At 69.3% G+C, this 22,077-nt stretch carries 20 protein-coding genes, 2 tRNA genes and 1 pseudogene; 17 read left to right on the forward strand and 6 right to left on the reverse strand.

All coding sequences use genetic code 11. From position 1 onward, the window contains the following. From FN821_RS11715 to FN821_RS11725, 3 genes are read right to left on the reverse strand one after another with little or no spacing between them, the layout of a single operon-like run. Nucleotides 1-597 (reverse strand): hypothetical protein, encoded by a 597-nt coding sequence (locus FN821_RS11715; RefSeq protein WP_131172794.1) that lies wholly within the window; start codon nucleotides 595-597, stop codon nucleotides 1-3. Continuing rightward, nucleotides 594-1,292 (reverse strand): hypothetical protein, encoded by a 699-nt coding sequence (locus FN821_RS11720; RefSeq protein WP_131172795.1) that lies wholly within the window; start codon nucleotides 1,290-1,292, stop codon nucleotides 594-596. Before FN821_RS11720 ends, FN821_RS11715 begins: the two co-directional genes overlap by 4 nt. Before the next feature lie 7 nt (nucleotides 1,293-1,299). Beyond that, a complete protein-coding gene (locus tag FN821_RS11725; protein WP_131172796.1) occupies nucleotides 1,300-1,512 on the reverse strand; it encodes a hypothetical protein in 213 nt (70 codons plus the stop codon). A 40-nt stretch (nucleotides 1,513-1,552) separates the two neighbouring features. Between FN821_RS11725 and FN821_RS11730 the strand changes: the two genes are divergently transcribed. The 9 genes from FN821_RS11730 (at nucleotide 1,553) to clpX (ending at nucleotide 9,128) form a co-directional block, all read left to right on the forward strand. After that, nucleotides 1,553-2,383, forward strand: coding sequence for an Fpg/Nei family DNA glycosylase (locus FN821_RS11730; RefSeq protein WP_131172797.1), 831 nt, complete (start codon nucleotides 1,553-1,555; stop codon nucleotides 2,381-2,383). After that, nucleotides 2,338-3,861, forward strand: coding sequence for a hypothetical protein (locus FN821_RS11735; protein ID WP_131172798.1), 1,524 nt, complete (start codon nucleotides 2,338-2,340; stop codon nucleotides 3,859-3,861). Before FN821_RS11730 ends, FN821_RS11735 begins: the two co-directional genes overlap by 46 nt. A 73-nt stretch (nucleotides 3,862-3,934) precedes the next feature. Beyond that, nucleotides 3,935-4,010: transfer RNA gene (locus FN821_RS11740), tRNA-Pro, on the forward strand. Nucleotides 4,011-4,051: 41 nt separating this feature from the next. After that, a complete protein-coding gene (locus tag FN821_RS11745) occupies nucleotides 4,052-4,816 on the forward strand; it encodes an HNH endonuclease signature motif containing protein (RefSeq protein ID WP_131172799.1) in 765 nt (254 codons plus the stop codon). A gap of 18 nt (nucleotides 4,817-4,834) precedes the next feature. Then, nucleotides 4,835-4,908: transfer RNA gene (locus FN821_RS11750), tRNA-Gly, on the forward strand. A 35-nt stretch (nucleotides 4,909-4,943) separates the two neighbouring features. Then, nucleotides 4,944-6,374, forward strand: coding sequence for a trigger factor (gene tig / locus FN821_RS11755; protein WP_131172800.1), 1,431 nt, complete (start codon nucleotides 4,944-4,946; stop codon nucleotides 6,372-6,374). 198 nt (nucleotides 6,375-6,572) lie between these two features. After that, nucleotides 6,573-7,169: an ATP-dependent Clp protease proteolytic subunit gene (locus tag FN821_RS11760; RefSeq protein ID WP_131172844.1), complete on the forward strand. Its 597-nt coding sequence runs from the start codon at nucleotides 6,573-6,575 to the stop codon at nucleotides 7,167-7,169. 8 nt (nucleotides 7,170-7,177) lie between these two features. Further along, on the forward strand, nucleotides 7,178-7,831 hold the full coding sequence (locus FN821_RS11765) for an ATP-dependent Clp protease proteolytic subunit (RefSeq protein WP_131172801.1): 654 nt from the start codon (nucleotides 7,178-7,180) through the stop codon (nucleotides 7,829-7,831). A gap of 1 nt (nucleotide 7,832) precedes the next feature. Beyond that, complete coding sequence (clpX, locus tag FN821_RS11770; protein ID WP_131172802.1) at nucleotides 7,833-9,128, forward strand: ATP-dependent Clp protease ATP-binding subunit ClpX; 1,296 nt, start codon at nucleotides 7,833-7,835, stop codon at nucleotides 9,126-9,128. 119 nt (nucleotides 9,129-9,247) lie between these two features. Here clpX and valS read toward each other — a convergent pair whose 3' ends face one another. The 3 genes from valS to FN821_RS11785 form a co-directional block, all read right to left on the reverse strand. Then, nucleotides 9,248-11,839, reverse strand: a complete 2,592-nt coding sequence (gene valS, locus FN821_RS11775; protein WP_131172803.1) for a valine--tRNA ligase — start codon at nucleotides 11,837-11,839, stop codon at nucleotides 9,248-9,250. 74 nt (nucleotides 11,840-11,913) lie between these two features. After that, nucleotides 11,914-12,762 carry a DsbA family protein gene (locus FN821_RS11780; RefSeq protein ID WP_131172804.1) on the reverse strand — a complete coding sequence of 283 codons (849 nt, stop codon included), beginning with the start codon at nucleotides 12,760-12,762 and terminating at the stop codon, nucleotides 11,914-11,916. 34 nt (nucleotides 12,763-12,796) lie between these two features. Then, a complete protein-coding gene (locus FN821_RS11785) occupies nucleotides 12,797-13,315 on the reverse strand; it encodes a MauE/DoxX family redox-associated membrane protein (RefSeq protein ID WP_241660238.1) in 519 nt (172 codons plus the stop codon). A 46-nt stretch (nucleotides 13,316-13,361) separates the two neighbouring features. Here FN821_RS11785 and FN821_RS11790 point away from each other — a divergent pair, with 46 nt between their 5' ends. From FN821_RS11790 to FN821_RS11825, 8 genes and pseudogenes are all read left to right on the forward strand, one after another. After that, nucleotides 13,362-14,750, forward strand: coding sequence for a bifunctional folylpolyglutamate synthase/dihydrofolate synthase (locus FN821_RS11790; protein WP_131172806.1), 1,389 nt, complete (start codon nucleotides 13,362-13,364; stop codon nucleotides 14,748-14,750). Next, on the forward strand, nucleotides 14,747-15,082 hold the full coding sequence (locus tag FN821_RS11795) for a DUF4233 domain-containing protein (protein WP_241660239.1): 336 nt from the start codon (nucleotides 14,747-14,749) through the stop codon (nucleotides 15,080-15,082). Before FN821_RS11790 ends, FN821_RS11795 begins: the two co-directional genes overlap by 4 nt. Before the next feature lie 10 nt (nucleotides 15,083-15,092). Beyond that, nucleotides 15,093-15,509, forward strand: coding sequence for a nucleoside-diphosphate kinase (gene ndk / locus FN821_RS11800; RefSeq protein ID WP_131172807.1), 417 nt, complete (start codon nucleotides 15,093-15,095; stop codon nucleotides 15,507-15,509). Then, complete coding sequence (locus tag FN821_RS11805; protein WP_131172808.1) at nucleotides 15,502-16,707, forward strand: type II CAAX endopeptidase family protein; 1,206 nt, start codon at nucleotides 15,502-15,504, stop codon at nucleotides 16,705-16,707. Before ndk ends, FN821_RS11805 begins: the two co-directional genes overlap by 8 nt. 99 nt (nucleotides 16,708-16,806) lie before the next feature. Next, nucleotides 16,807-18,510 (forward strand): annotated as a pseudogene (locus tag FN821_RS11810) (NAD-dependent malic enzyme); the annotation flags it as partial. Nucleotides 18,511-18,682: 172 nt separating this feature from the next. Next, entirely contained in the window at nucleotides 18,683-20,623 is a 1,941-nt protein-coding gene (locus tag FN821_RS11815) for a TIGR03960 family B12-binding radical SAM protein (RefSeq protein ID WP_131172810.1), read from the forward strand. After that, nucleotides 20,620-21,282 (forward strand): HAD family hydrolase, encoded by a 663-nt coding sequence (locus FN821_RS11820; protein ID WP_165489358.1) that lies wholly within the window; start codon nucleotides 20,620-20,622, stop codon nucleotides 21,280-21,282. The genes FN821_RS11815 and FN821_RS11820 overlap by 4 nt, the downstream gene beginning before the upstream one ends. Then, the gene (locus FN821_RS11825) at nucleotides 21,269-21,985 is read left to right on the forward strand and encodes a TIGR03936 family radical SAM-associated protein (RefSeq protein WP_131172812.1); all 717 of its coding nucleotides are present in this window, start codon (nucleotides 21,269-21,271) and stop codon (nucleotides 21,983-21,985) included. Before FN821_RS11820 ends, FN821_RS11825 begins: the two co-directional genes overlap by 14 nt. Nucleotides 21,986-22,077: the final 92 nt, after the last annotated feature.

The following is a 22,077-nucleotide window of genomic DNA, read 5'->3' on the forward strand; positions in this document are numbered from 1 at the left end:
TCACTTCCCCTTGACGGTCGGCTTGGCGAGCAGGATCGGGGTGGTTCGGCCGGCCAGCTCGGCGGCAGCGTCCGCGCTGATGCCGAGGTCGATCTCCGCGTACTCCGACTCACCCGGTCCGACGATGTCTCGATTCGCAGCGGGCAGCCTGAGCCGCGAGCCCGCCAGCGCGTCAGGCGTGATTTCGACGGGCAGCATGCAGGTCAGAGTCAGTCCGGGCTGGGCCGGTCCGCAGACCTCGCGCACGGGAGGCCTGCCCCCGAACTCGCGGCCGTCGGAGGCCACGATGCGCAGGTCATCGCTCGCCGGGTAGAGCGGTTCGCCCGAGGCGGTGACGTCGACGGTGAGGACCAGGAACAGTCCCCCCGTGACCGCGGTGTCCAGCTGTGTTCCGACGATGGGGCTGGCATCCACCTTCGTCACCGCGAACGTGCCGGTGCGCATCGTGACTGGGACGCCGAGGGCGGCGGTGTGGACGAACGGCAGGTTGGCGACCTCGTCGGCCTTCGGCAGGCGGGCGGTGATCACGTTGCCGACCGCGAGCGCCGCCACGATCAGCAGGATCGTGAGCAATGTCTCGCGGGACGCGCGGATCATGGCCGGTCCAACTGGGTGATCGGGAGGTGGACGACAGCGATCGGGTCAGGATCGAGCCAGTAGAACGACCCGTCCAGCGTCGACTGCCGCCACGAGCGCTGGTCCACGCGTAGTTGAGCCGTGGGCGGGATGGGGGCTGACGAGCGCTGTTCCCAGACGCACACCACCTCGGTGGTCATCGACGGCTGAGCCTGCCCGGCGATCTTGCCGTCGGACAGGCGGTAGACGGTCGGCTGGATCGCCTTCTGGTCGAGGCCGGGCGCGGACAGCGTGATCACTTCCCGGAGCTGGTTGGCCCACTGTGGTTCGGTGCCGCTGGCCTTGATGGCGGCGACCACCACGAGGTACCGCTTGCCCTGGGCTGGGTAGATGGCGGGCTTGATCCCGTCGGTGGAGTAGGCCCGCAGCAGGGTCACCTCGAAGGGACCGGTCGCCAGCGGCGTCCCGGCTTCGACGGTGGGAACGTCCTTGTCGACGGCTTCGACGGTGTCCCAGCCGCCGACCAGGCCTGCGACGATGATCGCGAGGGCGGCCACCACGATGCCGATGGTCTTGGGGCTGACGACGTCCGAGACGAGGTCGTAGGCCTTCTTGACCCGCTCCAGCGGGGTGGACTCGGGTGCCTCGCCCTCGGCCAACGGCGCACGCGTGGCTCCCGAGGGGGTCTCGGGTGTACCGGGGGTCGGGTGGGTCACGCCCGGATCATAACGTCGCAGGCGGCTGCCGGAGCCGGCGCCCGGACGCCCGCGCCACGACGTAGGCGAGGGCGCGGGCGGTGTCGAGCGGGTTGTCTGGTCGGATGGGCTCGGCCTCGGCCGGACGCCGAACGCAGGCCAACCGCAGGGCCCGGCCAGGGGTCACCATGCCGGAGATCCCGTCCCTGCCGAAGCCCGGCTCGAGCTGCCTGTCCACCACGGGGGCAGCCTAGACTGACCACCCACGAAAGGGGGCGCGCATGCCTGAGGGCCACGTCACGCACCGGCTGGCCCGCACGCTGACCGCGGATTTCGGGGGGCGTCCGGTGCGGGTGAGCTCACCTCAGGGACGCTTCGCCGACGCCGCGGTCCTGCTGGACGGGACCGTCCTCGAGGGCGCCGAGGCCGTCGGCAAGCATCTGTTCGTCCGTTTCGAGGGCGACCGCATCGTCTGGATCCACCTCGGCCTGATCGGCAAGCTGCAGATCGGCCCCGACGACGTCCCGGTGAGCCCGGAGACCCTCCGGCTGCGGATCGCCGCCGGCGGCGTCCGGGCCGATCTGCGCGGACCGCAATGGTGCCGGCTGATCACGTCCGCCGAGATGGACGCCGTGCTGGCGGCCTCCGGGCCGGACCCCCTCCGCGCGGACGCCGACGCCGAGCGAGCCTGGGCGAAGGTCCACCGGTCAAAGAAGGCGATCGGCGCGCTGATGATGGACCAGTCGATCTTCGCCGGAGTCGGCAACATCTATCGGGCCGAGCTGCTGTTTCGGCATCGCATCTACCCCGAGGTGCCCGGCCAGCACATCGCCCGCGACACCTTCGACTCGCTGTGGGCCGACCTCGTCGAACTGATGCCCCTCGGCGTCCGGGATGCTCGCATCGACACCGTGGAGGAGCCGCACACCCCCGAGGCCACCGGCCGGGCCCCGCGCGTCGACCGCCACGGGGGAGAGGTGTACGTCTACCGCCGGGCCGGTGATCCGTGCCTGGTCTGCGGCACCCCGGTCGCCCGAGCGGCCTTCCACGGCCGCAACCTCTACTGGTGCCCGGCCTGCCAGCCGGAGGGCTCGCGCGGGGGCCCGCGGTGAGCGCTCAGCCGCCGACGGTGCGGTGGGGCCCGGACCTCGCGCTGGAGATCTCGGACGCCGCGGGCGCCGGTCTGGCGACACTCAGGTTTGCGGTGCCAGGGACGCCCGTCGCGGAGTGGGAGCCCGATGACGAGGAGATCGCGCTGCTCCGGGCAGAGGGCCTGCTGTCTCGCGTCCGGATGGTTCGAGAGCCCGGGTCCGTCTCGGTCTCGCTGACCGTGGACAACACGTCCGATGCACCCGTCGAGTTGCCCTTCCTGGGCTTCGCCGTGAGCGTCGAGCCCGGCTGGTCCGGCTGGACGTGGGGGACCGAGCTGGAGGGCTTCGTCGTGGTCGCGTCCACCCGCGGCCCGGGAGCCTGCGTCCTCGTTCGGCTCAAGCGGGGCTTCCTGCGGCCCGTCGCGCAGGACACGTGCTTCGTCGCGGAGGCGTCCGGCTCGCTCCTCGAACCAGCGCCCGCGGACCGCTCGGCCTTCCTGCTGAGCCCGCCGGGGGCGCTCCTCGGGGCGCATCGGCGTCACGAGGTCCTGCTGGAAATCAGCATCGTTGACGATTTGGACGCCGTGGCGGCGTCCCTTCCCCCGTGGCTGCCGGAGACGATCGCCCAGGTCGGCGATGACATCACGGTGGCGCTGCCGGACGAGGCCATGGTCGGCGGGGACGGCGTCTCTGTCAGCGTCGTGGACACCGTGTCCGTCGTGACGCTGCGCAGCCCGGGTCATCGCGAGCTCGTCATTCACGGTCCGCGGGGGAGTCGTGTGCTGCCGCTGGACGCGGCTCCGCCCCTGGAGGACGTCGTTGCCGATCTCGTCGGACAGTTGCTGACGCGGCGTCCCCAGCGGCTGGGTGAGGCCGCCGGGTTCGTCGTCGCCGACGCGCTCGCTCGGCGCCTGGCGCCGGATCCGGAGCGGGCCTTCGACTGGCTGGACGCCGTGGACTGGCTCGACCGCGACACGCTGCTGGGGGACGCGACGGCCGGCCTCGCGGCGTCCCTGCAAGGGGAAACGCTGCAGGTGCAGGCGACCTGGAACCTACTCGGTCGGCGCGCGGTGACGCCCGGCTACGGGCTCGTCGTGATGCGGCTTTGGCTCGCAAGCCTCGCCGCATCGGGGACGCCTCCGCCCGAGGCCCTGGCCCTGCTGTCACGCCCGGCTGCCGACGAGGCGTCCGCGCTGGAGCTCTCCCTGCTCGGCTACCGGGGGGCAGACGTGGCGACAGGCGGCGTCCAGGGCCTCATCGCGCTGCTCGGCGGAACCCTGCCGGGGCGTCCGATCGGGCTCTCGGCGTCCCGCGCGGCTGTCGCGGCGTCGGTATTGAGGCTCTGCCCCGAGTCCTGGGAGGTGAGCGCGCTGGCCGCGTTGACGGCGGCCAAGACCGAACGCCTCCTGCTGGCCGACTACGCCGGATGCGCCGAGGACGGCGCGGCCATGGTCGGCCTGGACGGACTCGCCTGGCTGCTGATGGGCCACTTGGACTGAGGGAGTGCCCGGCTGCGGGCAGCCCTCAAATGGGCATCTGCGGGTCGCTGCCCCTAGGATCACCTGCGTTGACCGGGGCGTAGCGTAGCGGCCAGCGCGCTGCTTTTGGGTGGCAGAGATCGCGGGTTCGAGTCCCGCCGCCCCGACCACGTGGCCCGTTCTGTCAGAGGGCCCATCTACCGTCGATGGCGTGAGGCGCCCCACATACTCTCGTGATGACCTGCTGGCCGCGCTGCTCGGCGCGAGATCGTTGAAGGACGTGTTGATCGCCTTGGGTTTGAAGGTGAACGCGGGTCAGTATCGACGGGTCCATGGGTTGCTGGAGTCTGAAGGGATCCCGATGCCGGAGTTTCCGGCGCGCTACAACACCGAGGCCGCCCGCAGGGCGAACCTGATCTCGGATGAGGACTTCTTCCGCAGTGGAGTGTTCCGGGATGGCTCCAAGATTCGTCGACGTCTACTTCGCCTGGGGTGGGATCACCACTGTTCTGTCTGTGGTCTGGCGCCCGAGTGGAATGGCCGGCCGCTCGTCTTGCAGGTCGACCACATCAACGGCAATCGGACCGACAATATGCTCGAGAACCTGAGGCTGGTCTGTCCGAACTGTCATGCACAGTCCGAGACCTTTGGCAGGCACAACGCACACCGCTATCGGTACTGCGAGCTCTGCGGGGTGAGGGTCACGCCCCGGGCACAGGTCTGCCGTCAATGTTCCGCGTCGCGACGGCGAGGGACGCCGAGTGGCCGCTCCAAGGTGGCGTGGCCCGACCCAGAGCAACTGCGTCAACGCGTTGCGACGGTCGGTGCCAGTGCCGTTGCGCGTGACCTGGGCGTGAGCGAGACCGCGGTGCGCCGGCGAGGTCGCAGGGACGACGAGCGTGCGCAGACCGCTGTGGATGGTGTTGCTGGTGGGTCCACGGGCCCTGAATGTGATCAGCCCGAGTCGTTCGGCTAGGCTAAGCCGGCGTCGCACGCGGATGTAGCTCAATGGTAGAGCCCCAGTCTTCCAAACTGGCTACGCGGGTTCGATTCCCGTCATCCGCTCCACTGCCGTCCACCATCGATACCCAGGAGTGCCTCAAGTGCCCAGCACCGTTGAGAAGCTCGGCCCGTCGCGGGTCAAGCTCACCATCGAGATCCCGTTCGCCGAGCTGCAGCCGCACCTCGACAAGGCGTACCGGGAGATCGCCCAGAGCGTGAACATCCCCGGCTTCCGCCGTGGCAAGGTGCCCGCGGGCGTCATCGATCAGCGGTTCGGCCGCGGCGCCGTGCTCCAGGAGGCCATCAACGCGGCCCTGCCGGGCGCCTACGGCAAGGCGGTCGAAGAGGCCGGCGTCGTCCCGCTGGGCGAGCCCGAGATCGACGTCACCAAGCTCGAGGATCGCCAGCTGGTCGAGTTCACCGCCGAGGTGGACGTGCGTCCGGAGTTCGACCTGCCCGAGCTGTCGTCCCTGTCCGCCACCGTCGCGTCCGTGCCGGACCGCGAGGCCGAGATCGACGAGCGCATCAAGGTCATGCGCCAGCGCTTCGCCACCCGCTCCGACATCGACCGCGCCGCCGAGGCCGGCGACGTCGTGACCGTCGACATCCAGGCCAGTCAGGACGGCAAGGAGATCGTGGACGCCGCCGCGGAGGGCATCACGTACAAGGTCGGCGCCGACGGCATGTTGGACGGGCTCGACGAGGCCGTGACCGGGCTCAAGGCCGGCGAGGACGCCACGTTCAAGTCCACCCTGCTCGGCGGGCCGTTCAAGGGCCAGGAGGCCGACATTCACGTCGTCGTCCACAAGGTCCAGGCCGAGAAGCTGCCCGAGGTCGACGACGAGTTCGCACAGATGATCTCCGAGTTCGACACCGTCGGCGAGATGCGTGAGGACCTGGGCGGCCGCGTCGACCAGATCGCGCGCCTGGAGCAGGTGCAGGAGGCGTCCGACAAGGTCCTCGACGAGCTCATCAGCAAGGTCGACTTCGACGTTCCGCAGGGCATGGTGGACGCGCAGATCGCGGCTCGTACCGAGCAGATCGAGTCGCAGCTCGCCCAGGCTGGCTTCACGCTGGAGCGCTACCTCGAGGAGAACACCGAGGAGGAGGCGAACACCCCCGAGGAGTTCTGGGAGATCGTCAAGACCAACACCTTCAAGGCGCTCAAGGCCCAGATCGTTCTCGACAAGCTGGCTGACGACGATCAGATCGGCGTCGAGCAGACCGAGCTCACCGAGATGCTGTTCCGCCGTGCGCAGCAGAGCGGCTCGTCTCCCGAGCAGGAGATGCAGCACATGATGGAGCACAACCACATGGGCGAGTGGATGCAGGAGATCCGCCGTTCCAAGGCTCTCAAGAAGATCGTGGCTGCGGCGAAGGTCACCGATGAGGACGGCAAGGTCGTCAACGTGGCAGCGGTCCGTCCCGACGGCACGCTGGACGAGTCGGTCGAGGTCGTCGAAGCCGAGGCTCCCGCGAAGCCGGCGAAGAAGCCCGCCGCCAAGAAGGCCAAGGCAGACGCCGACAAATAGTCCCCGCTGGGTCGAACTGGACGCCTCGCGCAGACTGCGCGGGGCGTCCGTCGTTTTTCCAATCGGACGCCGACGCGGCAACTCTCCACCCTCGACCTTTGGCCGTCAGCGAACACCGCACGCCGCTCCTTAGTTTTGTCGGACGGCACAGGTAGGTTCACCACCGTGACTCAATACGAACCTGCACAGGCGCCGCGCATGGCCGGCCCCAGTTCCAGCGTGGGCATGAGCGACTCCGTCTACCAGGCGCTGCTGAAGAACCGCATCATCTTCCTCGGCGACGAGGTGCGCGACGACAACGCCAACGCCATCTGCGCCCAGATGCTGCTCCTCAACGCCGAAGACCCGACCAAGGACATCTACCTCTACATCAACTCGCCGGGCGGGTCGGTGACCGCCGGCATGGCGATCTTCGACACCATGCAGTGGATCAGCAACGACGTTGCGACCGTGGCCATGGGCCTGGCCGCCTCGATGGGGCAGTTCCTGCTGAGCGCGGGCACCCCGGGCAAGCGGTACGCCCTGCCGCACGCGAAGATCATGATGCACCAGCCGTCCGGCGGCATCGGCGGCACGGCGTCCGACATCAAGATCCTCGCCGAGCAGATCATCGCCACCAAGAAGGAGATGGCCGCGCTGATCGCCGAGCACACCGGCCAGACCATCGAGCAGATCGAGGCCGACTCCGACCGCGACCGGTGGTTCACCGCGAAGCAGGCCCTGGAGTACGGCTTCATCGACCACGTCTACACGCGCGCTGCCGACATCACGTCGCCCGACGCGCCGAACCAGTGAGGACTCCCATGAGCAACCTGATGCCCGGCGGCCTGGCGCCCGCGGGCGCCTCCATGGACTACTACATCCCGCAGTGGGAAGAGCGCACGAGCTACGGCGTCCGTCGCGTCGACCCCTACACGAAGCTGTTCGAGGACCGCATCATCTTCCTCGGCACCCCGGTGACGGACGACATCGCGAACGCCGTGATGGCGCAGCTGCTGTGCCTGCAGTCGATGGATCCCGAGCGGCCGATCTCGATGTACATCAACTCGCCCGGCGGCTCGTTCTCGGCGATGACGGCCATCTACGACACGATGCAGTACATCAAGCCCCCGATCGAGACGGTGTGCCTCGGCATGGCCGCGTCGGCGGCCGCGATCCTGCTGGCGGCGGGCACGAAGGGCAAGCGCTTGGCGCTGCCGAACTCGACGATCCTCATCCACCAGCCGGCCATGGGCCAGGGCAGCTACGGCCAGAGTTCCGACCTCGAGATCCAGGCGAACGAGATCCTGCGGATCCGTGCGCTCATGGAGAAGATGCTCAGCGACGCCACGGGCCAGCCCGTCGAGCGCATCAGCCGCGACGTCGACCGCGACAAGTACCTGACCGCCGAGCAGGCCAAGGAGTACGGCATCATCGACGACATCTTGACGTCGCTCAAGGAACTGCCGAGGAACTGACGTGGCGCGCATCGGGGAAACCTCCGACCTGGTGAAGTGCTCTTTTTGCGGAAAGAGCCAAAAGCAGGTCAAGAAGCTCATTGCCGGGCCTGGGGTGTACATCTGCTGTGAGTGCATCGAGCTCTGCAACGAGATCATCGAGGAGGAGTTCTCCGAGGCGCGCGACGTCGGCCTGATCGAGGAGCTGCCCAAGCCCCGCGAGATCTGCGCCTTCCTCGACCACTACGTGATCGGGCAGGAGACCGCCAAGAAGGCCTTGGCGGTCGCCGTCTACAACCACTACAAGCGGGTCCAGGCGCAGGCGACGGCGTCCCCACGCCGGACGCCGGACGACGACCTGGTCGAGCTGGGCAAGTCGAACATCCTGCTGATCGGGCCCACGGGCTGCGGCAAGACCTACCTGGCGCAGACGCTCGCGCGCATGCTGAACGTGCCGTTCGCCATGGCGGACGCGACCGCGCTCACCGAGGCGGGCTACGTCGGGGAAGACGTCGAGAACATCCTGCTCAAGCTGATCCAGGCCGCCGACTTCGACGTCAAGAAGGCCGAGACCGGCATCATCTACATCGACGAGATCGACAAGGTGGCCCGCAAGAGCGAGAACCCGTCGATCACGCGCGACGTGTCGGGCGAGGGCGTCCAGCAGGCGCTGCTGAAGATCCTGGAGGGCACGACGGCGTCCGTGCCGCCGCAGGGTGGGCGCAAGCATCCGCACCAGGAGTTCATCCAGATCGACACGACGAACATCCTGTTCATCGTGGGCGGTGCCTTCGCCGGTCTGGAGGAGATCATCAACCAGCGCATCGGCAAGCGTCCGCTGGGGTTCAACAACGACATCGAGCTGCGCAAGGACGCCTCCACGAACCCGTTCGAAGAGGTGCGTCCGGAAGACCTGCACAAGTTCGGTCTGATCCCCGAGTTCATTGGACGCCTCCCGATGATCTCCACGGTCAACCCGCTGGACACCGAGGCCCTCATCCGGATTCTCGTGGAGCCGCGCAACGCGCTGGTGAAGCAGTTCCGCAAGCTCTTCGAGCTGGACGGCGTCGACCTCGACTTCTCGGACGAAGCCATCGAGGCGATCGCCGAGATGGCCATGGCGCGGGGCATCGGGGCGCGCGGGCTGCGCTCGATCCTCGAAGAGATCCTGCTGAACGTGATGTATCACGTGCCCAGCGAGGACGACGTGGCCCAGGTCCAGGTCACCGAAGCCGTGGTCCGCAGCGGCGCCGAGCCCAAGCTGGTGCCGCGGGCCCAGCTCGCCGGGCGCGGGCGCCGCAGCGCCAAGTCTGCCTGACGGCCGCCTGGAGGCCCCCGGATGTGCCTTGACAGGCGCCTAGGTCCGGTGCGCTCCGTCTGACGGGCGCCTGGAGCCCCGTCAGTTCCGCTTGATAGGCGCTCGAGCCCCCGACAGGCCTAGGCGGACGCCTCGGGCGCGGCCAGGTCCGCGGCCACGGCGACGGAGTCCCCGCCGGGCACCCACGCGATGGGCGCGGTGATCCGGCCCACGGCCCGCAGGTCCGCCTCGGCGAGACGCAGCCGCGCCACCGACGCTTCCGGACCCGACACGGACGCCGACGTCAGCTCCGTCTTCATCGAGACCTTCGCGTTCGACTTCACGCCGCGGATGCCGATCAGGGCCGCAGACACGTCGCCCAGCAGGGCCGCATCGCCTGAACCCGGCAACTCGTCGACCGAAGGCCAGGACGCCAGGTGCACCGAGCCCTCGCGCCACCACGACCACACCTCCTCGGTGACGAACGGCAGGAAGGGCGCGAACAGCCGCAGCTGGACGTCGAGCGCCAACTGCAACGCCGCCTGCGCGGACGCCGCCGCCTCGGCCCCCTGGGCCCCGTAGGCGCGCTCCTTGACCAGCTCCAGGTAGTCGTCGCAGAACGTCCAGAAGAACCGCTCCGCGGCCTCTAGCGCCGGGGTGTAGTCGAACGACTCGAAGGCGTCCGTGGCCGTCGCCACGACGGAGCGCAGCTCGGCGAGCATCGCGAGATCGACCGGGGCCGTGATCGCGTCGGCCGCGACGCGGGCGTCCGCCTGGCCGAGCACGAACTTGGACGCGTTGAGGACCTTCATGGCGAGACGGCGTCCGACCTTCATCTGGGTCTCGTCGAAGGGGGAGTCCATGCCCGGACGCGCCATCGCGGCGCGCCAGCGGACGGCGTCCGACCCGAACCGCTCCAGGATGTCGGTCGGCACCACCACGTTGCCCTTGGACTTGCTCATCTTCTTGCGATCGGGGTCGACCACGAAGCCCGAGATCGACGCGCGCCGCCACGGCAGGCAGTCGTGCTCCAGGTGCGAGCGCACGACGCGGCTGAACAGCCAGGTCCGGATGATGTCGTGGGCCTGCGGGGCGAGGTCCATGGGGAAGGTGAGGCCCCACAGCTCCTCGTCGCGGCCCCAGCCGCAGGCGATCTGGGGTGACAGCGACGAGGTGGCCCAGGTGTCCATGACGTCCGGGTCCCCGATGAAGCCGCCCGGCTTGCCCCTGGACGCCTCGTCGAAGCCTGGCGCGGTCTGCGAGGCGGGGTCGACCGGCAGGGACGCCTCGTCGGCCACGATCGGACGCGCGTAGTCGGGCTCGCCGTCGGCGTCCAGGCGGTACCAGACGGGGAAGGGAACGCCGAAGAAGCGCTGCCGCGAGATGAGCCAGTCGCCGTTGAGGCCGTTGACCCAGTTCAGGTAGCGGTGCCGCATGTGCTCGGGCACCCACGCCAGCTCCTCGCCGCGCGCCATCAGCGCGTCGCGCAGGTCGTCGTCGCGGCCGCCGTTGGTGATGTACCACTGGCGCGTCGACACGATCTCGAGGGGCTTGTCGCCCTTCTCGTAGAAGTTGGCCATGCGCGAGGTGGGCTTGGGCTCGCCGTCCAGGTCGCCCGTCTCGCGCAGCCGGGCGACGATCGCCTCGCGGGCCGAGAACGTCGTCTTGCCGGCCAGCTCGGCGTAGAAGGACGCGTCAGTCAGCCACTCGGGGGTCTCGGAGGTGAGGCGTCCGTCGCGGCCGATGATCGTGCGCATGGGCAGCTGCAGCTCGCGCCACCAGATCACGTCGGTCAGGTCGCCGAAGGTGCAGCACATCGCGATACCGGCGCCCTTGTCCTTCTCGGCTGCGGCGTGCGGCAACACCGGGATCTCAACCCCGAACACCGGCGACGTCACGGTCGTCCCGAACAGCGGCTGGTAGCGCTCGTCGTCCGGGTGCGCGATCAGGGCGCACACGCTCGGGATCAGCTCCGGACGCGTCGTCTCGATGTAGACCGGCGAGCCGTCCGGCCGACGGAAAGCCACGCGGTGGTAGGCACCCGGGTACTCGCGCGCCTCCAGCTCGGCCTGCGCCACCGCCGTCTGGAACGTCACGTCCCACATGGTCGGCGCCTCCGACAGGTACGCCTCGCCGCGGGCGTGGTTGTGCAGGAAGGCACGCTGCGCCACGCGCTGGGATTCGGTCGAGATCGTCTCGTACAGGGTGTCCCAGTCGACCGACAGCCCGAGGTGCCGCCACAGGTCCTCGAATGCCTGCTCGTCGACGGCGGTGAGCTCGTGGCACAGCTCGATGAAGTTGCGGCGGCTGATGGGCACCTGCCGCTTCGGGTCCGGGTTGGTGGGGGGCGCGAAGTCGGGGTCGTACGGCACGGACGGGTCGCAGCGGACGCCGTAGAAGTTCTGGACGCGACGCTCGGTCGGCAGCCCGTTGTCGTCCCAGCCCATCGGGTAGAAGACGTGCTTGCCGCGCATGCGCTGGTAGCGCGCGATGAGGTCGGTGTGGGTGTAGCTGAACACGTGACCGACGTGCAGCGACCCCGAGACCGTCGGCGGGGGAGTGTCGATGCTGAACACCTGATCGCGGCTCGCCGGACGCAGAAAGGCGTACGTGCCGGCGTCCTTCCATCGGGCCGACCAGGTCGCCTCCAGTCCCTCGAGGACGGGGCGGTCCGGTACCGCGAACGCGGACGAGGTCGTCGCGGGAGGGGCCTGGTGCGGTTGCGCGGTCATGGTCCGCGATTTTACGAGGACGCCGCCGCGCACGTCACATCGTGCGCGGCGGCGTCCAGGTTCGTGGGGGGCGATCAGCCGGCCGTGGCCTTGATCGCTTCCAGGAGCGAGGCCTGGTTGGCGGCGTCCAGCTTGGTGGTGTCGAGGCGCTTGCCGTTGACCGTCATGAGGGGCGTGGAGCCCCAGGCCTTGGCCTCGGGGTTCGTCTCGCCACCCAGCTTCGTGTACTGGGCGGTGGTGTACGCGGTGTTGAACTTGTTTTGCTGGTCGACGAAGGTCGCGGTGGCGCGGGTGTCGAAGCAGGACTGGAACTGGGTCAGCTTCTCGCCCGTCAGTCCCGCGGCGGCCGGGAACGTGCTGCGTAGCTGCTCGGTGGTGTAGCCGGCGCCCTCCTTGGTCGGCTGCCCCTTGAAGATGGCCAGGTGATATTCGGGGAAGACGCCCTGGACGTCGGCGCACGCGGCGCCGATGGCGGGGTTGGTCGACTTGTTGGTGCCGAGGCGGTCGAGGAAGGTTTCGATCTGCACCGAGTACTTGATCTCACCCGAGCGCGCGAGCTCGTTCAAGGTGACCCCGAAGGCTTCGTCGAACGCCTTGCAGCCCGGGCACTGGTAGTCGGCGTACAGCTGCACGACCGGCGCTCCCGGCTTCGCCTTGTCCTGGGCGATGCCGATGCCGTCCTTGACCGAGTTGGGGTTCGTCCCGGCCTGGACGCCGTACGAGTTGACCACCGCGTTGGGCGGGGTCACGCTGCCGCCGCCCTTGCCGCCCTGGCTGATCAGCACCACGGCCAGGATCACGACCAGCAACACGGCGACGACGATCGCGCCGAGCCCGACCATCTTGCGGTTGCGAGCCGCCTTCTCCGCGGCGAGCTGCTGGGCCTTGAGGGCCTCGCGTCGGCTGGTGCTGGGATTGGCCATGAAGAACTCCTGTTGATGCGGTGAACGGCCCAATCTAGTGGATGTCGACGGGCGGGAAGAGCCTGTCCTCGAGGGCGAGGGCCGAGCGGGGTCGGATCAACAGCCAGCTCGCGCAGGCGAGCAGCCCCACGTCCCGAAGGATTTCCCAGGGGTAGCTGGCCAAGGCCTTGGCAGCGTCCACCTCTCCACCACCGCCGAAACAGCCGCAGTCGATCGAGATGCCGCGATACCACACGCTGGCGATGGCGACGATGAAGCCGATCATCAGGAGCGCACCAACCAGGGCCGCCACGCGCGTGAACAGGCCGACGATCAGCAGCAGCCCGACGGCCACTTCGAGGATGGGGAGGCCGTAGCCGAGCGGGGCCGTAACCTCGTACGGCAGCAGCCTGTAGGAGCGGACGGCGTACACCGACTCCTCCAGGTTGCCGAGCTTCAGCCCGCCCGCGAGGAGCAGCACGACCCCCAGGACGAGGCGTGCGGCCAGGCCGACCCAGTCGCGCCAGGCGCGTTGGGGGGCCGCCACGATCGGTGAATCCGGGGTTTCGCTCACGGCGGCGAGTCTAGAGGCAGCCCCTGACAAGTAGGCTGTCCCGATCATGAGCACGCCATCCCACGCCGAGATCGCCGCGACGCTGCAGGCCCGCTGGCCCGAGTCGCATCCAGCTCCGAGCCTGGCCCGGATCGAGGCGCTGTGCGACCTGCTCGGGTCGCCGCAGGACGCCTACCCGGTCATCCAGATCACCGGGACCAACGGCAAGGGCAGCACGGCGTTGATGATCGACTCGTTGCTGCGAGCCCTGGGCCTGCGCACCGGACGCATCAGCTCCCCCCACCTCGTCGACCTCACCGAGCGCATCGCGATCGACGGCCGGCCCATGGACGCCGACGCGTTCGACGAGCTCGTTGCTGAAACCCAGCCGTTCGTCGATCTCGTGGACGCCCAGGCGATCGACGGCATCCCCATGACGTTCTTCGAGGTCATGACGGGGCTGGCCTACGCCGCGTTCGCGCAGGCCCCGGTGGACGTCGCCGTCGTCGAGGTCGGCATGGGCGGCAGCTGGGACGCCACCAGCGTCGCGGACGCGTCCGTCGCCGTGCTGTGCCCGATCGACCTCGACCACACGCACCTGCTGGGCGACACGGTCGAGGAGATCGCCGGCGAGAAGGCTGGCATCATCAAGCCCGGCTCGGTGGCCGTCGTCGCCCATCAGCGACCCGAGGTCGACGAGGTGATCGCCCGTCGCTGCAGAGACGTGGGTGCAAGATTCGTCACCGAAGGCGACGGCTTCGCACTGCTGGATCGCCGCGTGGCCGTCGGCGGGCAGGTCATCCGGGTCGAAGCCGCGGGCGGACCGGTGGACGACGTCCTCCTCCCGTTGCACGGCGAGCACATGGCCCACAACGCGGCCTTGGCGATCGCGGCGGTCGAGGCATTCCTCGGCGGCAAGCCGCTGGCTGCCGACGTGATCGCCGAGGGCCTCGGCGCCGTCGTGGCGCCGGCCCGCCTCGAAGTGATCCACCGCGCGCCGACGGTCGTCCTCGACACGTGCCACAACCCGCACGGGGCTCGGGCCACGATCGACGGCGTGACGGAGGCGTTCGACTTCGATCCGCTGATCGGCATCACAGCGATGATGCGGGACAAGGACGTGGACGGCGTCCTCGAGATCTTCGCCGAGAAGATGGACTCGGTCGTCTGCACGACCGTGGCTTCCACCTCGCGCGGCATGACCCCGGACGACCTCGCCGCGCACGCCGAGGAGATCTTCGGCCCCGGCCGGGTCTTTACCGCGGCCACCATGGCGGACGCCGTCGACCGGGCCATCGCCCTCGCCGACGACGCGGGCGGACGCGCCGGAGTCCTGATTGCTGGATCGGTGATCGCGGCGGGTGAGGCGCGCGCCCTGCTCGTGCGTCCGGACGCCGACCCCGATCCCGACCCCTGGGGCGAGTCCGACCGCGATGACGTCGAGGAGGACGCGTGAGGCTTGCTCCCGGCAACCCCCTGACACGGGTGCTGATGATCACGCTCGTGTTGGAGGCCATCGTCTTCGGCCTGGCAGTGCCCGGGATGGTGACCGTCTCAGGCATCGCGCTGCCCCTCGCTCTCGGCCTCGGCGGGGCGGCGATCCTGCTCGCGCTCGTGGCCGCCGCCACCCTGCGCTCCGGGCTGGGGTTCGCCCTCGGCTGGCTCACCCAACTGGCCGCCCTCGCCCTCGGCTTCGCGACGTCGACCATGTTCTTCATGGGCGGGGTCTTCGCCGTGCTCTGGATCGCCACGGTCGTGCTCGGGCGCAGGATTGATGCGGCCCGCTAGGGTTTTCGCCATGAGCGCTACCCAGCAGACCCTCGTCTTGATCAAGCCGGACGCCGTCCGGCGCGGCCTGGTGGGGGAGATCCTCCGCCGCTACGAGGCCAAGGGGCTGCGCCCGGAGGCCCTCGAGCTCCGGACAATCGACGCCGCTTTCGCCGACCGGCACTATTCCGAGCACGTCGACAAGGCTTGGTACCCGCCGCTGCGCGACTTCGTCACGTCCGGCCCGCTGGTCGCGATGATCCTGTCCGGGGACCGGGCGATCGAGGCCGTCCGTTCGCTGAACGGCGCCACCGACGGGATCGCCGCAGCGCCCGGGTCGATCCGTGGGGACTTCTGCCTGTCGAATCGCGAGAACGTCGTGCACGCCTCCGACTCGCCGGAGTCCGCGGCGCGCGAGATCGCGCTCTGGTTCGGTAGCGATGTCTGAGCAGCCCGAGGCTCCCCGCCGCGCCCTGGGGGGAGCGAGCGTGTGGCGTCCGGATGCCGCAGCCTCCGGGACGCCGAACCACGCTGTCCCGCCCCCGGCCGGCCCGGAGCCTGGCTGGGTGAACCCGATTCCGCCGGCGCCTGGCTGGGTGAACCCGACCCCGCCCCCGCCGGCGGTCTACCCGGCCTACCAGCTCGATCCGGCCATGGTGACGGGCCTGCCGGTCGAGCCCAGCACGCACCCCTTCTTCTATCGGACGCCTCGCTGGCGCTGGTGGAAGCCCTTGCTGGCGTTCATCGCGGCGACAGTGCTGGCGTTCATCGCGATGATCGTCCCCGCGCTGATCGGCATGCTGGTGGACCGCGTCGACTTCGCTGCCATCGCCAAGACCGGCAAGATGACGCTGGGCCCCTGGGCCTTCCTGGGCAACAACATCGGTCTGGCCATCCTGATCCCGATCGCGATGCTGCTGCAGTGGCTGCTCTTCGGACAGCGTCCGGGCTGGCTCTCGTCGGTGCTGGGCAGGTTCCGCTGGGGATGGTTCGCCCGGTGCGTGGCCGTCGCCGTGCCGATCTGGCTCGTGATGATGGGGATCGAGATCGCCCTCACGGGCCTGCCGAAGGACATCTCCGTTCGCCCGTACACGGTGCTGCTGATCATCGGGATCCTGCTCACGACGCCGTTCCAGGCCGCCGGCGAGGAGTACCTCATGCGGGGGCTAGAGCAGCGGCTCGTGGCGTCCTACTTCAAGCGTCAGACGTTGGGCTGGATCGTGGCCACGATCGTCTCGTCCGTCACGTTCATGCTCTTGCACGGCGCCGGCGACATCTGGCTGAACATCATGTACTTCTGCTTCGGTGCGATCGCGTCGTGGATCACCTGGAAGACGGGCGGGCTCGAGGCGGCGGTCGCCATCCATGTGGTGAACAACCTGGTCAGCGAGGCGCTGATGCCCTGGACCGACTTCAGCCACATGTTCGACCGCGAGGCCGGTGCTGCGGACGCGTCCATCCTCATTCAGGTCGTGGTTCTGGTCGTGGCGGCAGGTTTGATGTGGTTCATGGGCCGACGGACCAAGGTGGCCACCGCCTCGGCGCCGGGGCAGGTCGACCTTCAGGCCGCGCACGCGTCGATGCAGGCGTGGACGTCGCAGTCATGGGGCTACCTCCCTCAGCCGCCCAGCCAGTATCAGGGTTGAACCCCTTATCAGAGTTACCTTGGCTAAAGAATCGGAAACTTAAGCCAACTTTGCCGGAAAGCCCGCGGCGGCGTCCAAATGCTCGTAGCGTTTCGTACCATGGCGAACCCTCTGTACGAGTTCATTGCTGGACCCTCCGGACCCCAGGTGCGCATCGAGGCGCGGGGTCAGGAGGTCCTGAACGTGCCCATGTTGAACCGGGGCACCGCCTTCACCTGGCCCGAGCGGCACGCGCTGCGTCTCACGGGCCTGCTGCCCCCCGGGACGACCACGATCGAGGCCCAGGTACGCCGCACCTACGAGCGCTACTGCGGCCAGTCCGACAACCTCGCCAAGTACTCCTACCTGTCGGCCCTGCGCGATCGCAACGAGGTGCTGTTCTACCGCCTCATCAGCGAGCACATCGAGGAGATGATGCCGATCATCTACACCCCGACCATCGGCGAGGTCATCCAGCGGTTCAGCCACGGCTTCAACAAGCTGCGCGCCGTCTTCACCTCCGTCGACTACCCGGACCAGATCCCGATCGCGTTCGAGAACTTCGGCCTCGCGTCTGACGAGTGCGACCTGATCGTGGTCACGGACTCCGAGGGCATCCTGGGCATCGGCGACCAGGGCATCGGTGGCGTCCAGATCGCACTCGGCAAGCTCGCCGTCTACACGGCCGCGGCGGGCATCGACCCGCGCCGCGTGATCCCGGTGGTCATCGACGTGGGTACCGACAACATGGACCTGCTCTACGACGAGTTCTACCTGGGCGCGCGCCACAGCCGGATCCGCGGCAAGGCCTACGACGACTTCATGGAGACCTTCGTCGAGACCGTCACGCGGATGTACCCGAACGCCCTCCTGCACTGGGAGGACTTCGGCGCCGACAACGCGCACCGCGTTCTCGAGAAGTACCGGGACCGCTGCTGCTCGTTCAACGACGACATCCAGGGCACGGCCGCGGTGGTCATGGCTGCGGTCCTGGCCGGCGTCAAGACCGTGGGTCACAAGCTGCGCGAGCAGCGGGTGGTGATCTTCGGCGCCGGCACCGCGGGCGTCGGCATCGCCGACCTCCTGCGCGATCGGATGGTGCGCGAGGGGCTGAGCAAGGACGAGGCGTCCCGGAACTTCTGGTGCCTCGGCAGCAAGGGGCTGATTCACACCGGGCTCGGCGACAAGATGCGCGACTTCCAGCGCCCGTACGCGCGGAACGAGAACGAGCTCACCACCTGGGGCGTCCAGGACGTCGGCAACGTCGACCTGCTCGAGGTGGTGCGCAACGTCCAGCCGACGATCCTCATCGGCACCTCCGCGCGGTCGGGGGCCTTCACCGAGGAGATCGTCCGCGAGATGGCGGCGCACGTGGAGCGGCCCATCATCCTGCCGCTGTCGAACCCGACGTCGCGCGCGGAGGCCGTGCCCGCCGACATCCTGGAGTGGACCGAGGGCCGCGCCCTGGTGGCGACGGGATCCCCGTTCAAGCCGGTCGACTACAACGGCGTCCGCTACGAGATCGCCCAGGCGAACAACGCGCTGGTGTTCCCCGGCCTCGGCCTCGGCGTCATCGTGAGCAAGGCGTCCAGGGTCTCCGACCGGATGATCGCCGCGGCGGCCGAGGCGGTCGCCGATATCCAGGGCGTCGTGCCGCGGGGCAAGTCGCTGCTGCCGTCGGTGAACCACCTGCGGATGGCGTCCGGGACGGTGGCCGTCAAGGTCGCCCAGGCCGCGCACGCCGAGGGGCTCTCGACGGTCAAGCTGGCCGATCCGGTGCAGGAGGTCTTCGAGGCGATGTGGCAGCCCGCCTACCCCGAGATCCTGCTGCCCGAGGGCGACTGGCAGGACTACGACGAGGTGCGGGCGCGCCAGCGGCACGAGGCGAGGAAGCGCCAACACCAAGCGGAGACCGAGACCCCGCCGGCCAAGGCGAAGACCGCGAAGTAGTTGCCTGCTCGATGTCGCGGTGCGGGGCAGGTACCCTGTGGGCGCTATGAGCGAGCGACGAGACGATCCTGGGTCGTTGTACGACCGGCTGGAGCCGCTGCTGATGGGGGTCAGCAAGCCGATTCAGTACATCGGCGGCGAGGTCAACTCCATCCGCAAGAACTGGTCGGACGCCGAGGTGCGCTGGGTGCTCATGTACCCGGACGCCTACGCCATCGGCCAGCCCAACCAGGGACTCGCGATCCTGTACGAGGTGCTCAACGAGCGCGACTGGATCATGGCCGAGCGCAGCTACGCGGTCTGGCCGGACCTGGCCGCCCTCATGCGCGAGCACGGGGTGGGACAGTTCACACTCGAGAGCCATCGTCCGGTACGAGCCTTCGACATTCTCGGCGTCAGCCTCTCGACCGAGCTGGGCTACACCAACCTGCTGGCCGTGCTCGATCTCGCGTCCATCCCGCGTCGCTCGGCTGACCGCGGGCCCGACGACCCGCTGGTCATCGTCGGCGGGCACGCGTCCTTCAACCCCGAGCCGATCGCCGACTTCGTGGACGCCGTCGTCCTGGGTGACGGCGAGGAGGCGTCCCTGCGGGTCTCCGCGATCGTCCGCGGCTGGAAGGCCGCCGGCTGCCCGGACGGCCGTGTCGGCGTCCTGACGATGCTGGCGGACGCCGGCTGTTACGTCCCGTCGTTCTACGACGTCGCGTACGCCGAGGACGGCCGGATCGCGTCGGTCCGGCCGAACCGTCCCGGCGTCGCGCGGATCGTCGAGAAGAACACGCTGCAGCACCTGGACGAGTGGCCCTACCCGAAGGCCCCGGTCGTCCCCATCGCCGAGACGGTGCACGAGCGCTACTCGGTCGAGATCTTCCGCGGCTGCACCCGGGGCTGCCGCTTCTGCCAGGCGGGGATGGTCACCCGTCCGGTGCGCGAGCGCAACGTCGAGACCATCGGCTGCATGGTCGAGGCGGGCCTGGCCGCCACGGGGCTCGAAGAGGTCGGGCTGCTGTCCCTGTCGTCCGCCGATCACACCGAGATCGGCACGATCGCCAAGGAACTCGGCGACCGCTACGAGGGCACCAACGTGTCGCTCTCGCTGCCGTCGACCCGGGTGGACGCCTTCAACATCTCGTTAGCCGACGAGCTGTCGCGCAACGGACGACGCTCGGGCCTCACCTTTGCTCCCGAGGGTGGGTCGGCGCGCTTGCGCCGCGTCATCAACAAAGGCGTGGACGAAGACGACCTGATTGTCACGGTCACGGCAGCCTTCGGCCGCGGCTGGCGGCACGTGAAGCTCTACTTCATGTGCGGCCTGCCGACCGAGACCGATGATGACGTCCTGGGCATCGCCGACCTGGCCGCACGGGTCATCGAGGCCGGACGCCAGACGTCCGGCCAGCGCGACATCCGGTGCACGGTGAGCATCGGCGGCTTCGTGCCCAAGTCGCACACGCCCTTCCAGTGGGCGGGGCAGGCGGACGTCGAGACGATCGACCGGCGCATCCAGCTGCTGCGCCAGCGGGTCAGGGACGACAAGCGGTACGGGCGCTCGATCACGGTCCGTTACCACGACGGCAAGCCCGGCCAGATCGAGGGGCTCCTCAGCCGCGGCGATCGTCGGGTGGGACGCGTCGTCGAGGAGGTGTACGCCCGCGGCGGCACGTTCGACGGGTGGAGCGAGCACTTCAGCTACGACCGGTGGACCGAGGCGGCGGCGTCCGCCCTAGCCGGCACCGGGGTCGACCTGGGCTGGTACACCACGCGTGAACGGACGCGCGACGAGGTGCTGCCCTGGGACCACCTCGACGTCGGCCTGGACCGAGACTGGCTCTGGCATGAGTGGCAGGAGGCCCTCGTCGAAGGCGGGCAGGACGACTGCCGCTGGGATGGCTGCTACGACTGCGGGGTGTGCACCTCGCTGGGCTCCGAGACCCAGATCGGCCCGACCGGCAAGCACCTGCTGCCGTTGACGGTGGTGGGCTCGTGAGGCGTCCGGCGGCCGTGCTCTGGGACTTCGACGGCACCCTCGTCGACTCCGAGGGCGTCTGGAAGGTCATGGAGGGCGGGTTCGCGGCTCGGCACGGGTTCGACCTGCCCGCGGACTACTCGGAGCGCACGATCGGCGGCACGATGCGCGACACCGCGATCATCTTGAAGGACCTAACCGGCACGCCCGCGTCGCTGGACGAGATCGCGGCCGAGATCACGGACGGGGTCGTGAGGACACTGGCTCGGCCGCCCTTCCGGTGGTGCGCCGGCGCCGAGCACCTGGTCCGGGAGTTGGCCGCCGAGGCGGTGCCGCAAGCGATCGTGACGACCTCGCGCCGGGCCTTCATCGACCCGATGCTGTCCTTGCTGCCCGCCGGCCTGTTCGACACGGTCGTCACCTTCGAGGACACCGACCGCCACAAGCCGGATCCGGCGTCCTACCTGCTCGCTTGCCAGCGCCTCGGCCTAGCGGCGACGGACTGCCTGGTCGTCGAGGACTCGGAGCCCGGCATGGCCTCGGGGCTCGCCGCGGGCTGCCAGGTGCTCGGGGTCCCGTCCGGCCCGCAGCCGCCGCCCGCTGACCGGCTGACCGTGCTGGGCACCCTGGCCGGACTCACCGTCGCCGACCTGAGGGGGCTCTGCCGTGGCGACGCGTGAGCAGCCCCCGCAGAGTCCGCCGCCGGTCCAACGGCTTCAGGTGCGCTACTGCAAGCGCGGCCGGGCCAGGTTCACCTCGCACCGCGACGTCGCCCGCGCCCTGGAACGGGCGTTGCGGCGAGCGGACATCCCGATGGCGTACTCCTCGGGGTTCAACCCGCACCCCCGCATCTCGTACGCCGGGGCGTCCGCGACGGGCGCGGCGACCGAGGCCGACTACCTGGAGCTCGGTCTGGCGCGCAGCTGCGATCCGGGCTGGGTCCGGGACGCCATGTCGGCGGCCTTGCCCGAGGGCATCGACGTGCTCGAGGTGGTCGAGCGCGGCATCGGCGAACCGAGCCTCACCGACCGGCTCGAGGCCTCGACGTGGCAGATCGCCGTCGCCGGTCCCAGTCACGACGTCGCGCGGCGGGCCGTCGCCGCCGCCCTGGCCGCGGCGTCCCTGCCGGTCGAACGGCTGACCAAGAACGGCGTCCGACAGTTCGACGCGCGCCCCGCCGTCCTCGCCCTGGAGGCGCCCGAAGCCGGCACGATCTTGGCGACGCTCCGGCAGGAGGTGCCCTTGGTGCGCCCCGACGACGTCGTCCAGGCGTTGGGGAGGGTGGAGCCGGACTTCGTGTTGGCCTCCGCCGCCCTCTACGCGCGGCTGGACCAGGGCCTCTACCGAGACGGCCGGATCGTCTCGCCGTTCGAGAAGCCCTGATCGTCAGCGAGATGGCGGCACGCGCGTCGGCAACTGGGCGTGCGGTGGAGATCGTGCGATACTGACACCCAGGTGAGGACAGCCAGTCCTCA

This window comes from Propioniciclava tarda (assembly GCF_900182665.1).
Lineage (GTDB): Bacteria > Actinomycetota > Actinomycetes > Propionibacteriales > Propionibacteriaceae > Propioniciclava > Propioniciclava tarda.

Bases quoted from the DNA above. Each gene is read 5' to 3' on its own strand.
- FN821_RS11715 (WP_131172794.1), bottom strand. From the start codon at position 597: ATGATCCGCGCGTCCCGCGAGACATTGCTCACGATCCTGCTGATCGTG.
- FN821_RS11730 (WP_131172797.1), top strand. From the start codon at position 1,553: ATGCCTGAGGGCCACGTCACGCACCGGCTGGCCCGCACGCTGACCGCG.
- FN821_RS11760 (WP_131172844.1), top strand. From the start codon at position 6,573: ATGGCCGGCCCCAGTTCCAGCGTGGGCATGAGCGACTCCGTCTACCAG.
- FN821_RS11765 (WP_131172801.1), top strand. From the start codon at position 7,178: ATGAGCAACCTGATGCCCGGCGGCCTGGCGCCCGCGGGCGCCTCCATG.
- valS (WP_131172803.1), bottom strand. From the start codon at position 11,839: ATGACCGCGCAACCGCACCAGGCCCCTCCCGCGACGACCTCGTCCGCG.
- FN821_RS11780 (WP_131172804.1), bottom strand. From the start codon at position 12,762: ATGGCCAATCCCAGCACCAGCCGACGCGAGGCCCTCAAGGCCCAGCAG.
- FN821_RS11790 (WP_131172806.1), top strand. From the start codon at position 13,362: ATGAGCACGCCATCCCACGCCGAGATCGCCGCGACGCTGCAGGCCCGC.
- ndk (WP_131172807.1), top strand. From the start codon at position 15,093: ATGAGCGCTACCCAGCAGACCCTCGTCTTGATCAAGCCGGACGCCGTC.
- FN821_RS11805 (WP_131172808.1), top strand. From the start codon at position 15,502: ATGTCTGAGCAGCCCGAGGCTCCCCGCCGCGCCCTGGGGGGAGCGAGC.
- FN821_RS11815 (WP_131172810.1), top strand. From the start codon at position 18,683: ATGAGCGAGCGACGAGACGATCCTGGGTCGTTGTACGACCGGCTGGAG.